We start from the raw sequence: 12,785 nt of genomic DNA, 5'->3' as shown, positions 1-12,785 counted from the left end.
TCTGGTGCAGTTTTCCCCAACTCGGTGGAAAATATCGCCCGCCGGCCCATTTTCCGGTTTAGTTTTGCGCCGACGGGTCGTTAATAACTACGCAGTGCTGTGCACTTTTTGGGAAATCCTGTTCCTGACCTCATAAGAAGAACGCATGATGAAAAACCTATCACTCAAGCAGAAGATACTGTTGTCGGTGGTGATCGCCCTGTCGCTGGTGATCCTGCTGCTCTCCTGGCAGAGCTATACCAGCCAGAAGTCCCTGTTGCTGCAAGGCAGTCAGGAACAGGTACAACGCCTCGGCAGCCAGCAGGCCGCCAGTGTCAGTGACTGGCTCGCGGCCCGTCGCGACGTCATTCAGGCGCTCGGCAACAAGGCCGGTGCCGAACCCCTCAATGCCCTGCAACAGGCGCAAGTTTCCGGTCGCTTCCAGCTCACCTATTTTGGCGAGAGCGGCGGCAAGATGAACGACTCCGATCCTTCCATCAACCGTGACGGTTACGATCCCCGCTCTCGTGGCTGGTATCAGGAAGCGATGAGCAAGGGCGGCCTGATCGTGACCAAACCCTATCTGGATGTGGCCTACAACATCATGGTGGTGACCTTGGCCCAGCCGGCTCAGGGCGGCGTGGTCGGCGGCGACCTCTCCATCGCCTCGCTGGTGGAAGACGTCACCAAGATGAAGCTGCCGGCCGACGGTTTCGCCATCATGATGCACAAAGACGGCACCGTCATCGCCTACAAGGACGCCGCCAAGGCGATGAAACCGGCCACCGAGATCGACAACGATCTGACCAATGCCCTGATCGAGCAGAGCAAGACCAGCAACAGCCTGGTGCCGGCCTACTTCGACAACGAAGGGCGCGACAAGCTGCTGTGGGCGGTGGACATCCCCAATACCGACTGGGAACTGGTGCTGGTGCTGGACAAAGAGACTCTGGAGGCGCCGCTCTCTTCCCTGCTGATGACCCAGCTCGGCCTGGCCCTGCTGGTACTGGTGGGCAGCATCCTCGCCATCTCCTGGCTGGTCAGCATGCTGCTCGGCCCGCTCAGCAAGGTCTCTCAGGCTCTGGCGCGCATCGCCGACGGTAACGGCGATCTGACCCAGCGCATCAAGATCGACACCAACGACGAAGTGGGTCAGCTGGCCAACAGCTTCAACCGCTTCGTCGGCAGCCAGCACCAGCTGATCGGTAATATCCGCAAGCTGGCCAACGAGTTGAACGCCGATGCCGAGCGCAGTCTGGTGACCAACCAGGCCGCCGTGGACGAGCTGCAGCGCCAGCAGCAGGAGGTGACCATGGTCGCCACCGCCGTCACCGAGATGGCGAGCGCCACCATGGAGATCGCCGGCAACGCCGAGAACACCGCCGCCGCGGCCCAGCAATCCGCCCAGAGCAGTGAGCAGGGCAAGATGCTGGTGAACCAGACCCGTCAGTCCATCAACGGTCTGGCCGAGGAAGTGGGGCAGGCGACCGAGGTGATCGGCGAGCTGAGCCGCCACGCTCAGGCTATCTCCGGCATCCTCTCCACCATTCAGGGCATCGCCGAGCAGACCAACCTGCTGGCGCTGAACGCGGCCATCGAAGCGGCTCGCGCCGGTGAACAGGGTCGCGGTTTCGCGGTGGTGGCGGACGAGGTGCGGGTGCTGTCGCGCCGGACCCAGGACTCCACCCAGGAGATCCAGTCCACCATCGAGACCCTGCAGCAGACCACGGCCCGTGCGGTGAGCCTGATGCAGACCAGCCAGGGGCTGGCGGACAACAGCGTGAAAGACGCCGATGCCGCCGCCGCTGCGCTCGAAGAGATCACCCAGGCGGTGTCGCTCATCTCCGACATGGCGGGTCAGATCGCCACGGCCGCCGAGGAGCAGACCCAGGTGACCGGCGAGATCACCCAGAACACCACCGCCATCAAGGATGTGAGTGACGAGATCACCGCCGCCGCCATGCGCGATCTGGATCAGGCCGAGAGCCTCAAGGGCCGGGCCACTGACCTGAACCAGCAGGTCTCGACCTTTATCCTGTAAGTGTTTGAACGCGGCGAGCACGGCCGCAGTGACAAAGCCCCGCCCTCTGCCGAGTGCGGGGCTTTTTGTTTATGCGTCTCGCAGCGGGCTGCCATGAAGGGTGGGGGCGCCGCTGGCGAGCAGCAATGGCAGAGCCCACCAAGAGGTGGGCTCTGTTCATAGACGTCTGACGGGAAAGGAATTACAGGAAGGGCAGTGCCAGGAACAGCTTGATCACCATGGCGTTGATGATGTCGATGAAGAAGGCGCCCACCATGGGCACCACCAGAAACGCCAGGTGGGAGGGGCCGAAGCGCTGGGTGATGGCCTGCATGTTGGCAATGGCGGTGGGGGTGGCCCCCAGACCAAAACCGCAGTGGCCCGCCGCCAGCACGGCCGCATCGTAGTTGCTGCCCATCACCCGGAAGGTGACGAAGATGGCGTAGAGCGCCATGGCCACGGTCTGGGCCGCCAGCAGCACGAAGATGGGCAGCGCCAGGTTGGCCAGATCCCACAGTCGCAGGCTCATCAGCGCCATCGCCAGGAACAGCGACAGGCTGACGTTGCCGAGCAGGGAGACTTCGCGGTCGCTCACCTCGTGCCAGTTCAGCAGGGTCAGCACGTTGCGCAGCAGCACGCCGACGAACAGCACGCAGACGAACACCGGCAGCTCGAAGGCGCCACCCTTGAGGTAGGCAGAGAGCATCTCGCCCCCTTTCAGGCTGATGGCGATCAGCGCCAGGGTCTCGATCAGGCTGAAGGTGGTGAGCGGGCGCTCCATGTCCGGCATCTCGAAGCCTTGCGGTGCGTTATCCCGGTTGTGCTCCTCGCCGGGTACCTTCACCTTTTTCACCAGATAGCGGGCGACCGGGCCGCCGATGAGGCCACCCAGCACCAGGCCGAAGGTGGCACAGGCGATGGCCAGTTCGGCGGCGGATTGCACCCCGTACTTCTCGGTGAAGGTGGCTCCCCAGGCCGCCCCGGTGCCGTGGCCGCCGGAGAGGGTGATGGAGCCGGCCAGCAGCCCCATGTGGGGATCCAGACCGAGCAGGGTTGCCAGACCCACGCCCAGGCTGTTTTGCACCAGCAGCAGACCGGTGACCACCAGCAGGAAGGTGAGCACCGCCTTGCCGCCGCGCTTGAGGCTGGCGAGATCGGCGGAGAGACCGATGGAGGCGAAGAACGCCAGCATCAGCGGGGTTTGCAGGCTGGTATCGAACTGCAGCTCCATCTGCAGGGTGGAGCGCAGCAGCAGCAGCACCAGGGCGACCACCAGGCCGCCGGCAACCGGCTTGGGGATGTTGAAGGTTCGCAGCAGCCCGACTCGGGTCACCAGCAAACGACCGAGCAGCAACACCAGGGTGGCTGCGACCAGGGTGGCGTAGGAATCAAGTTGTAGCATTCAGTACTCCCATGTTGATTGGCTGTGTCTTTCGTTGATGCAGACTCACAGATTCAGCCGGGATAAAAACAGTGTGGCTCAGGTGCCAACAAAGAAGGGGCGACATGCCCCCGCCCCACGTAAAAATGGGACCAGTGCGGGCCTGAACGGATCAGGCTTCCAGATGAGATTTATGAAAAATCGAGCGGATAGTAGCAAAAAGCACCACTTATATCCACATTTGTCAGATAAATGGTCGCTCTTGGTGTATCTTGTGACATTTAACACTATTGGGTTAGTCGCCGTTTAATACCGGCCGCAGGCCATTTCCCGGCTGTCATTTGGGGCGCCAGTCCCTATAATCCGGCGGTTTTAGGCCCGCCGGACGGCACTGGTGGGATGTGAGCCGGCGGCCCGGCGCGCTATCATGGGCGGGCTTTCGGCCCATGGCGAACGCGGCAGGCTGTCGATGCCGCCGTTTCGCCCCGGGTGAGCCACGATTCGCGGGTGTTGTGCCCATCAAAGAGGAGAGGGTGTGAAGAAGTCCATCTACATCGCCTACACAGGCGGCACCATAGGGATGCAGCGTTCCGACCACGGTTATGTGCCGATGGCGGGCTTCATGGAAGACTGTCTGGCGCGGATGCCCGAGTTCCATCGCCCCGAGATGCCGGATTACCATATTCACGAATATGCGCCCCTCATCGACTCTTCCGACATGACGCCGGCGGACTGGCAGCGCATCGCCGAGGATATTCGTGACAACTACGACAAGTACGACGGTTTCGTCATTCTGCACGGCACCGACACCATGTCGTTTACCGCCTCGGCGCTCTCCTTCATGCTCGAAGATCTGCACAAGCCGGTGATCATCACCGGCTCACAGATCCCGCTCGCCGAGCTGCGCTCCGACGGTCAGCAGAACCTGCTCAACGCCCTCTACATCGCGGCCAACTACCCGATCCACGAGGTGACGCTGTTCTTCAACAACCAGCTCTATCGTGGCAACCGCAGCAAGAAGGTGCACGCTGACGGCTTCCACGCCTTCGATTCGCCCAACTACCCGCCGCTGCTCAATGCCGGCATCGCCATCTCGCTGGAAGCGGGCGAGTTGGGCGTGCCGTCCGAGCGGCCGCTGGTACTGCACGACATCACCCCCCAGCCCATCGGTGTGGTGACCCTCTACCCCGGCATCTCGGCCGAGGTGATCGCCAACATCCTGCAGCAGCCGGTGCGGGCGCTGATCCTGCTCTCGTTCGGGGTGGGCAATGCGCCGCAGAATCCGGCCATGCTGGCGCTGCTCTCCGAGGCGTCGGCCCGCGGCGTCATCATCGTCAACCTGAGCCAGTGCCTGCACGGCAAGGTCAACATGGGCGGCTATGCCACCGGCAATGCGCTGTCGCGGGCCGGAGTCATCTCGGGCTTCGACATGACTGCCGAGGCGGCGCTGACCAAGCTGCATTTCCTGCTGAGCCAGGATCTGCCGGCGCCGCGCATCCGCGAGCTGATGCAGCAGTCCCTGCGCGGTGAGCTGACCCCCTGACTGGTTTCCCCCTCACCCTAACCCTCTCCCAGCGGGAGAGGGGATAGATCGAGGTGGCGAGGTTTGCCATGAAGATCGCCGGCAGGTGGCCCGCTTACTGTTCACAGGTGCGAGCCTGCTCCCTTCTCCCCTGGCGGGAGAAGGGCCGGGGATGAGGGGGATGAGGGGGATGAGGGGGATGAGTCATCCTGCATAGATAGGAAAAAAGAAGGGAGCCATCATGGCTCCCCTCTCTGCTGTGGCCGCGGTGGGCGGCCTGGTGGGTCAGACTCAGTGGTTGAGGTCGACCCGGACTATCTCTTCCTCGTCGCGATACTGACGCTTGAGCTCGCTCTTGCTCTTCATCACGATCTCGCCGTCACGACCGATGTTCATGTGCTCGGGGTTGTCGAGGTGCATCGCCTGCCAGGCCATCACCGCCTGCAGGGAGGTGGCCTTCTGCTCGTCGGTGAGCGGCTTGCCGTCCGGCCACTTGCCGAGCTCGACCGCCGTCTTGAGGCGTTCGTACACCTCTGCGGGCATCTGCCTGATTGCTTGCAAAAACTCACCTTGTTGAAATGACATCCGGCCTTCTCCTTGCACATTGAGCCATGACGAATCGGGATCAGACCGGCAGATCCTGGCGGACTGCGCCAGCCATCTGCTCCATCACCCGCACTACCTGACAACTGTACCCGAACTCGTTGTCATACCATACGTAGAGCACGCAGTGATCCCCCTCGGCGATGGTGGCCTGGGAGTCGACGATGCCCGCAAAACGGGAGCCTACCATGTCGGAGGAGACCAGCTCGGTGCTGGCGCTGAAGTCGATCTGGCGATGCAGGGCCGAGCTCAGCGCCATCTGCTGCAGATAGGCGTTGAGGCTCTCCCGATCGGTGGTCTGTTCCAGCGACAGGTTGATGATGGCCAGCGATACGTTGGGGGTGGGCACCCGGATGGCGTTGCCGGTCAGCTTGCCCTTGAGCTCGGGCAGCGCCTTGGCCACCGCCTTGGCGGCGCCGGTGCTGGTCATCACCATGTTGAGGGCCGCGCTGCGACCGCGGCGCTCGCCCTTGTGATAGTTGTCGATGAGGTTCTGGTCGTTGGTGTAGGAGTGGACCGTCTCCACGTGACCGTGGCGGATGCCGTACTTGTCCTGCATCACCTTGAGCACCGGGGTGATGGCGTTGGTGGTGCAGGAGGCGGCAGAGATGATCTTGTCATCGGGCCCTATCACCTCGTGGTTGACCCCGAACACCACGTTCTTCATCTCCCCCTTGCCGGGAGCGGTCAGCAGCACCCGGGCGGCGCCGCGCGCCTTGAGGTGTTCAGACAGCCCCGCCTCGTCGCGCCAGACCCCGGTGTTGTCGACGATCAGCGCATCGTGAATACCGTAGGCGGTGTAGTCGATGTCGGCCGGGCTGTTTGCGTAGATCACCTGGATGAAGGTGCCATTGGCGATGATGGCGCTGCGCTCCACATCCACTTCGATGGAGCCGTTGAAGGGGCCGTGCACCGAGTCGCGGCGCAGCAGGCTGGCACGCTTCTCCAGATCCCCGTCACGACCACCGCGCACCACGATGGCGCGCAGCCGCAGGGAGTTGGCGGCGCCGGTGCGCTCGATCAGCAGCCGGGCCAGCAGGCGGCCGATGCGGCCAAAGCCGTACAGCACCACGTCGGTGGGGGCCGGCACACCGCGGCCCAGGGCCGGTGCCAGCTTGGCACGCAGGTAGTCGTCGATGCCGGCTTCATCCTGGTGATCCTGCCAGTAACCCACGGCCAGCTTGCCCAGATCGATCTCGGCGGCGGTCGGGTTCAGGGCCAGGATGGCTTGCAGCAGGGGAAAGCTCTGTTGGATCGGGAGGGGGGCTCCCTGGTGGCGGCGAACGACCCGGTGGGCCTTGAGGATATCGATGGTGGAGGCGTTTTGCAGCGGGCGGCCGTAGAGGGTGATCTCGATCCCCTGCTGGCGGTAGAGGCGACCGATCAAGGGTTGCATGGCTTCGGCGAGCTCCTGGCTCTCCTGCCACGCCTGCAGATAGTGCTCGTGGGTCATTAACCAGATCCTTTATTTCACGTTGTTGGGGCAAATAGAAATTCGTCGAATGCAGATCAGTGTAGGGGTGTATATTTCGTTATATTATTCTGCAGTCGCGGCCTTATACGGCGCGCGCATTGTAATGGATATGTAATCTGTTTGCTAGCCAAGGGTGGCCATGGCAGGCTGCAATTGTTACCAACAAGATATGAACCATGACCCCTTTTCCAGCTCGTTCCCTGTTGCGGCCTGCTGCTCACCGCCTGTGACGATGACAGGATCCACAGCATCTGTGCCAATTACCCGGCCCTCTGTCAGGATCTGGTGGACGATGGCTGGTGTCGTTACGAACGCAGCGACATCATCCGGGCCCGCTACTACCTGCAGGCGGAGGGGACACAGCGGCGCCAGTACGAGTTGATGCGCAGCCTGGAGCGTTACCTCAAATGCGCCGAACGTTCCACCAACATAGAGTACAAGCGGGCCCGCGAGCAGAAGAGCCCGCGGGTGGAGGGGATGCTGGCGGCCGGTGAACAGCTGGCCCAGCTCGATGCCGCCACCCGCAACGCCAACGATCCCTACCTGCTGCTCTGGCACTGGACCAACAACACCAACGAGCTGGCTCGCCAGCAGTTTCTGGCGCTGGAGGGGCAACCCGTGCTGGAGGAGCCCGAGCTGCAACTGGCGCTCGGCGGCATCTATGCCAAGAGCGAGCCACAAAAGGCCATCGCGCTGATGCAGCACGCCCTCTCCCTCTACCGGGAAGGGGAGCCGGTCAACGGCCGGATCCTCACCTCCCTCAGCACCCTCTACATGGGCCAGAAGCAGTACGGGCAGGCCTATCTGTGGGGCAAGGTGAGCGAGTCGTTCCAGAATGCCGCCGAGGTGTCGGCCACCCGTTTCAGCCTCTATCACTCCCTGAGCAAGCAAGAGCAGGAGAGCCTGGACAGCCAGGCTGCCACCCTGGTCGAACAACTGAAAAGCGGGACCTATCGTCCCTGAACCCTGATGAACCACATTGAATCTCTGGCCAGCGACTGGCCACACCCCTTCGACATCCGGCTCACCCACGGCCGGGTCAACACCGATGGCCGCCAGCTGGAGCGGGTCACCGTCAGGGCCGTCGTGCTGCGCGGCGACCAGCTGCTGCTGGTGCACTCCCGGGTCAACGGCGATCTGATGTTTCCCGGTGGCGGCATCGAGCACGGGGAGTGCCACCGCACGGCCCTCGCGCGCGAGCTGCGCGAAGAGTGCGGCGCCGAGCTGGTGGCCGTCGGTGCCCTGCTCGGCGAGACGCGGGAGTATCGGCCGGCCCGCGAGGCCGACTACGACGCCTACTGCATCCGCTCCTTCTACTACCTCTGTCAGGTGGGGGAGGCGTGGTGCGACCCGCAACCCCAGCCCTACGAGATAAGGCTCGGTTTCACCCCCGGCTGGTTCGAACTGGCCGAGGCGCTGCAGACCAACAAGACCCAGCTGGCGGGCCCCTGCCCCCAGTGGACGGTGCGGGAGACCCGGGTGCTGGCTGAACTGCACCACTGGTACGGCGCCGGCCTGCTGGGCTGAACGCCGCCCGCACGCCATAAAAAAACCGCCCCAAGGCGGTTTTTTTGCGTTTGCTGCCGATCAGGGCGTACAGACCGGGCAGAGGGCGTAGGTGCCCTGCGGATCGTTGAAGCGGGTCAGCGGGTCCAGGCTGCGGTTTACCTCCACCAGCGCCTTGCCAAGCCCGGCCGGCAACCAGCTCTGCAGGTGGGAAGCCAGCACTTGGGCGCTGCTGTCGAACAGCTGGCGCAGGAACTTGTCTTTGGCCGACTCCTCCTGCTCGATGGGGGTGACCTGCCACTCCTTGAGGTTGGCCAGCTCGGCCGCCGCCTTGATGGCCGCCTCCTGATCGCCAAACTCGTCCACCAGTCCCAGCGCCTTGGCATCCTGACCGGTCCAGACCCGGCCCTCGGCCGCTTTCTCGGTCTCTTCCGGGCTCAGGCCACGGCCCTTGCTCACCAGGCCGACGAAACGCTGATAGGTATCTTCCACGCTCAGCTGGATCGCCTGGCCGACGTGTTCCGGCAGGGCTCGGGTCAGGCCGACACCGACATAGTCGGTGGTGCCAACGCCGTCGGTGTGCACCCCGTACTGGGAGAGCGCCTTGTCGATGGTGGCGAACATGCCGAACACCCCGATGGAGCCGGTGAGGGTGGTGGGGGAGGCGAAGATCTTGTCCGCATCGGCGGAGATCCAGTAGCCACCTGAGGCGGCGTAGCTGCCCATGGAGATCACCACCGGCTTGCCGGCCTGCTTGAGGGCCAGCAGCTCGGCGCGGATCTGCTCGGCGGCGAAGGCGCTGCCGCCCGGGCTGTCGACCCGCAGCACCAGGGCTTTCACCTTGTCGTCGCGGCGGGCATCGGCCAGCAGGTCGGCGAGGCTGTCGCCGCCGATGGTGCCGGCAGGCTGAACGCCATCCATGATGGCGCCGCTGGCGACGATGAGACCCACCTCATCCTTGCCGCTCTGGGGATACTGGCTTGGAATGGCGGCCAGGTACTCCTTGAGGCCCACCCCCTTCCAGCCGTGGTCATCGCTCTCGCCCACTTCCTTGATCACCGCCTGGGTCATCTCGTCGCGGGTCGCCAGCTGGTCCACCAGACCGTTGTCGAGGGCGTAGTTGGCGGCATTGCCGCCGGCCTTGCGCAGCAGCTCAAGGAAGCGATCCTTGCCCGGTGCCACGGCGTCCGGTTCGATCTCCCGCTGCTCGGCCACGTCGGCCACATAGGATTGCCACAGCTGATCCAGCCAGCGCTGGTTCGCCTCCTTGCTCTCGGGGGACATCTCGTCACGGGTATAGGGCTCGACGAAAGACTTGTAGGTGCCGACCTTGAACACGTGGGGGGTGATGTTGAGTTTCTCCAGCGCCGACTTGTAGTAGGTCTGGTAGACGCCGAGCCCCTCGATCACCACGGCGCCGCTCTGGTTGAGCAGCACGTGATCGGCGTGGGCGGCCAGCAGATATTGGCCCTGGGTGTAGAAGTCGGCCATGGCGATGACCGGCTTGCCGCTCTCCTTGAATGCATCGATGGCGCTCGCCACCTCCTGCAGTTTGGAGAAGCTGGTGCCCTGCAGCCCCTGGGGCTTGATCACCAGCGCCTTGATGCGATCGTCATCCTTGGCGCTTTTGATGGCCCACAGCAGATCGGAGAGGACGATCTCGCTGGGCAGCTCGTCGCTGTTGTCCACCTGGCGCAGCAGCTGCACCGTGGGATCGGTCTGCGAGCGCTGCTCCACCAGCACGCCGGAGAGATTGAGGGTGAGGGCCCCTTCGATGGGGGTGCTGGGCGCCTCTTTCTGGCTGACGCTGAAGACGATGATCAAGACCACGACGAGAAACAGCAGATTGACCAGCATCAGCCGGGTGAAATTGAGCAGGCGCCACAGGCTGCGAAACAGCCAACCCAGACCTTTGAAAATAGACATAGTCGCGTTATCGCCCTGTTAATGGGGAGGGAAGCGCCATTATTAACCAGTTGGCCGGTGAAATGCCATTTCCGCTTGGACAGGATCGGAGCCCGGTTGTTCGGAACACGTCTGTTCGCCGAAAAATTGTCCAAACATTTGTTTGAAAAAGCATTTTCGATTCTTTACTCTAGCCTCGGTTTGATAACAAAAAATTAACTGGAGGCCCTGTGAGCCGCCCACCCATCCTGCCGTCGTGTCTTGGGCTTGAGTCCGGACGGCGGAGAATGGGCGTGGTGCCATCCAGCCCGGCCCCGACAAGGAGTTCATGATGAGCCGTTACCCGACCCTGCTGACCCCCCTCGATCTCGGCTTTACCCAGCTGCGCAACCGCGTGTTGATGGGATCCATGCACACCGGCCTCGAAGAGGAGAAGGGGGGCTTTGACAAGCTGGCCGCCTTCTATGGCGAGCGGGCCCGGGGCGGGGTCGGCCTCATCGTGACCGGCGGCATCGCCCCCAACCTGCGTGGCCGGCTGGTGCCCCACGGCTCCCAGCTGAGCTTTCCCTGGCAGGTGGCCAAGCACAAGAAGGTGACCAGTGCGGTGCATCAGGAGGGGGGCAAGATAGCGCTGCAGATCCTCCATGCCGGCCGCTACGCCTATCATCCGTTCAGCCTGGCGCCGAGTGCCCTCAAGGCCCCCATCTCTCCGTTCAAGCCGCGCGCCATGAGCGAGCGGCAGATCCGCGGCACCATCCGCGACTTCGCCGCCACCGCACAACTGGCCAGGAGTGCGGGCTACGACGGGGTCGAGGTGATGGGCTCGGAAGGTTATCTCATCAACCAGTTCATCTGCGAGCGCACCAACAAGCGCACCGATGGCTGGGGTGGCAGCAGCGAAAACCGCATGCGCTTCCCGGTGGAGATTGTCCGTGCTATCCGCGAGCGGGTCGGGCCGGATTTCATCATCATCTTCCGCCTCTCCATGCTGGATCTGGTGGAGCAGGGCTCCTCCCTTGAGGAAGTGATCGCCCTTGGCAAGGCGCTGGAGCAGGTAGGGGTCACCCTCATCAATACCGGCATCGGCTGGCATGAGGCGCGCATTCCCACCATCGCCACCAGCGTGCCGCGCGGTGCCTTCAGCTGGGTGACCGCTGAGCTGAAAAAACACCTCAAGGTGCCGCTTATCACCACCAACCGCATCAACACCCCCGAGGTGGCCGAGCGCATTCTGGCGGGCGGTGAGGCGGACATGGTCTCCATGGCGCGCCCCTTCCTGGCGGATCCGGAATTTGTCATCAAGGCTGCTGAAGACAGAGCGGACGAGATCAACACCTGCATCGCCTGCAACCAGGCCTGTCTTGACCATGTCTTCAAACAGAAGCGTGCCTCCTGCCTGGTCAACCCGCGCGCCTGCTTCGAGACCGAACTCACCTTTGGCCGGGTGCCCCAGCCCAAGAAGCTGGCGGTGGTGGGCGCAGGTCCCGCCGGGCTGGCGTTTGCCTGCTACGCCGCCGAGCGCGGCCATCAGGTGAGCCTGTTCGATCAGGCCAGCGAGATTGGCGGCCAGTTCAACTTCGCCAAGCAGATCCCAGGCAAGGAGGAGTTTCACGAAACCTTGCGCTACTTTGCCAAGCGGCTGGAGAAGTGCGGCGTCGAGCTCTATCTGGGCCAGCGCCAGAGTGCCGAGAGCCTCTTGGGCGGCGGTTTTGACGAGGTGATCCTCGCCACCGGCATCCGCCCGCGCACTCCCAACATTCCGGGCATCGAGCATGCCAAGGTGATGAGCTACCTCGATGTCTTGCGGGATCACAAGCCGGTGGGCGAGAAGGTGGCGGTGATCGGCGCCGGCGGCATCGGCTTTGACGTGGCCGAATACCTGGTAGAGGGCAAGGGGGATCGCAGTCGCGATCACTGGCTCAAGGAGTGGGGTATCGACAAGCAGCTCGGCGAGCGCGGCGGCCTGATGGCCCCGGTGATCGACGCTCCCGAGCGCCAGGTCTGGCTGCTGCAGCGCAAGGAGAGCAAGGTGGGTGACGGCCTTGGCAAGACCACCGGCTGGATCCACCGCACCGTGCTCAAGAACCGCAAGGTGGAGATGCTCTCCGGCGTGCAGTACCTGCGCATCGACGACGAGGGGCTTCACATTCAGGTGGGCGAACAGCAGCAGTGTCTGCCGGTGGATCAGGTGATCATCTGCGCCGGTCAGGAGCCGCTCAAGGAGCTGCAGGCCGGTCTGCAGGCGGCGGGCAAGCCGGTCCACATCATTGGCGGCGCCGACGTGGCCGCCGAGCTGGACGCCAAGCGCGCCATCCGCCAGGGGGCCGAACTGGCTGCGGTCATCTAGTCGACGGGCCGCCACGTATTGCGACAAACCCCTGATGCTCAGGGGTTT

9 protein-coding genes are annotated in these 12,785 nt (G+C 63.5%); 5 read left to right on the top strand and 4 right to left on the bottom strand.

Going from position 1 to position 12,785, the window contains the following annotated elements:
- The first annotated feature begins 148 nt into the window (after positions 1 to 148).
- Positions 149 to 2,020: a methyl-accepting chemotaxis protein gene (locus tag QLG02_RS03315; RefSeq protein ID WP_017409325.1), complete on the top strand. Its 1,872-nt coding sequence runs from the start codon at positions 149 to 151 to the stop codon at positions 2,018 to 2,020.
- Positions 2,021 to 2,201: 181 nt separating this feature from the next.
- Here the strand turns inward: QLG02_RS03315 and gltS are convergent, their stop codons facing one another.
- Positions 2,202 to 3,401, bottom strand: a complete 1,200-nt coding sequence (gene gltS, locus QLG02_RS03310) for a sodium/glutamate symporter (RefSeq protein WP_282464495.1) — start codon at positions 3,399 to 3,401, stop codon at positions 2,202 to 2,204.
- Between the two features lie 514 nt (positions 3,402 to 3,915).
- On the opposite strand from gltS, the gene ansA reads away from it, so the two are divergent.
- Positions 3,916 to 4,923 (top strand): asparaginase, encoded by a 1,008-nt coding sequence (gene ansA, locus QLG02_RS03305; protein WP_024944297.1) that lies wholly within the window; start codon positions 3,916 to 3,918, stop codon positions 4,921 to 4,923.
- Positions 4,924 to 5,193: 270 nt separating this feature from the next.
- Here the strand turns inward: ansA and QLG02_RS03300 are convergent, their stop codons facing one another.
- Both QLG02_RS03300 and QLG02_RS03295 read right to left on the bottom strand, forming a co-directional pair.
- Complete coding sequence (locus QLG02_RS03300) at positions 5,194 to 5,487, bottom strand: DUF1315 family protein (RefSeq protein WP_011707127.1); 294 nt, start codon at positions 5,485 to 5,487, stop codon at positions 5,194 to 5,196.
- A gap of 40 nt (positions 5,488 to 5,527) precedes the next feature.
- Positions 5,528 to 6,958 carry a glyceraldehyde-3-phosphate dehydrogenase gene (locus tag QLG02_RS03295; protein ID WP_045528354.1) on the bottom strand — a complete coding sequence of 477 codons (1,431 nt, stop codon included), beginning with the start codon at positions 6,956 to 6,958 and terminating at the stop codon, positions 5,528 to 5,530.
- A gap of 231 nt (positions 6,959 to 7,189) precedes the next feature.
- On the opposite strand from QLG02_RS03295, the gene QLG02_RS03290 reads away from it, so the two are divergent.
- Both QLG02_RS03290 and QLG02_RS03285 read left to right on the top strand, forming a co-directional pair.
- A complete protein-coding gene (locus QLG02_RS03290; protein WP_282464536.1) occupies positions 7,190 to 7,942 on the top strand; it encodes a DUF2989 domain-containing protein in 753 nt (250 codons plus the stop codon).
- A 6-nt stretch (positions 7,943 to 7,948) separates the two neighbouring features.
- A complete protein-coding gene (locus tag QLG02_RS03285) occupies positions 7,949 to 8,506 on the top strand; it encodes an NUDIX domain-containing protein (protein ID WP_282464494.1) in 558 nt (185 codons plus the stop codon).
- Positions 8,507 to 8,566: 60 nt separating this feature from the next.
- Here QLG02_RS03285 and sppA read toward each other — a convergent pair whose 3' ends face one another.
- On the bottom strand, positions 8,567 to 10,411 hold the full coding sequence (gene sppA / locus QLG02_RS03280) for a signal peptide peptidase SppA (RefSeq protein WP_282464493.1): 1,845 nt from the start codon (positions 10,409 to 10,411) through the stop codon (positions 8,567 to 8,569).
- Between the two features lie 310 nt (positions 10,412 to 10,721).
- On the opposite strand from sppA, the gene QLG02_RS03275 reads away from it, so the two are divergent.
- Entirely contained in the window at positions 10,722 to 12,737 is a 2,016-nt protein-coding gene (locus QLG02_RS03275; protein ID WP_252411271.1) for an NADPH-dependent 2,4-dienoyl-CoA reductase, read from the top strand.
- The last annotated feature ends 48 nt before the right edge of the window (positions 12,738 to 12,785 follow it).

This window comes from Aeromonas sp. V90_14 (assembly GCF_029967615.1).
Classification (GTDB): Bacteria; Pseudomonadota; Gammaproteobacteria; order Enterobacterales; family Aeromonadaceae; genus Aeromonas; species Aeromonas hydrophila.
Note: the sequence above shows the minus strand (reverse complement) of the source record. Positions and strands in the feature narration are given on the sequence as shown.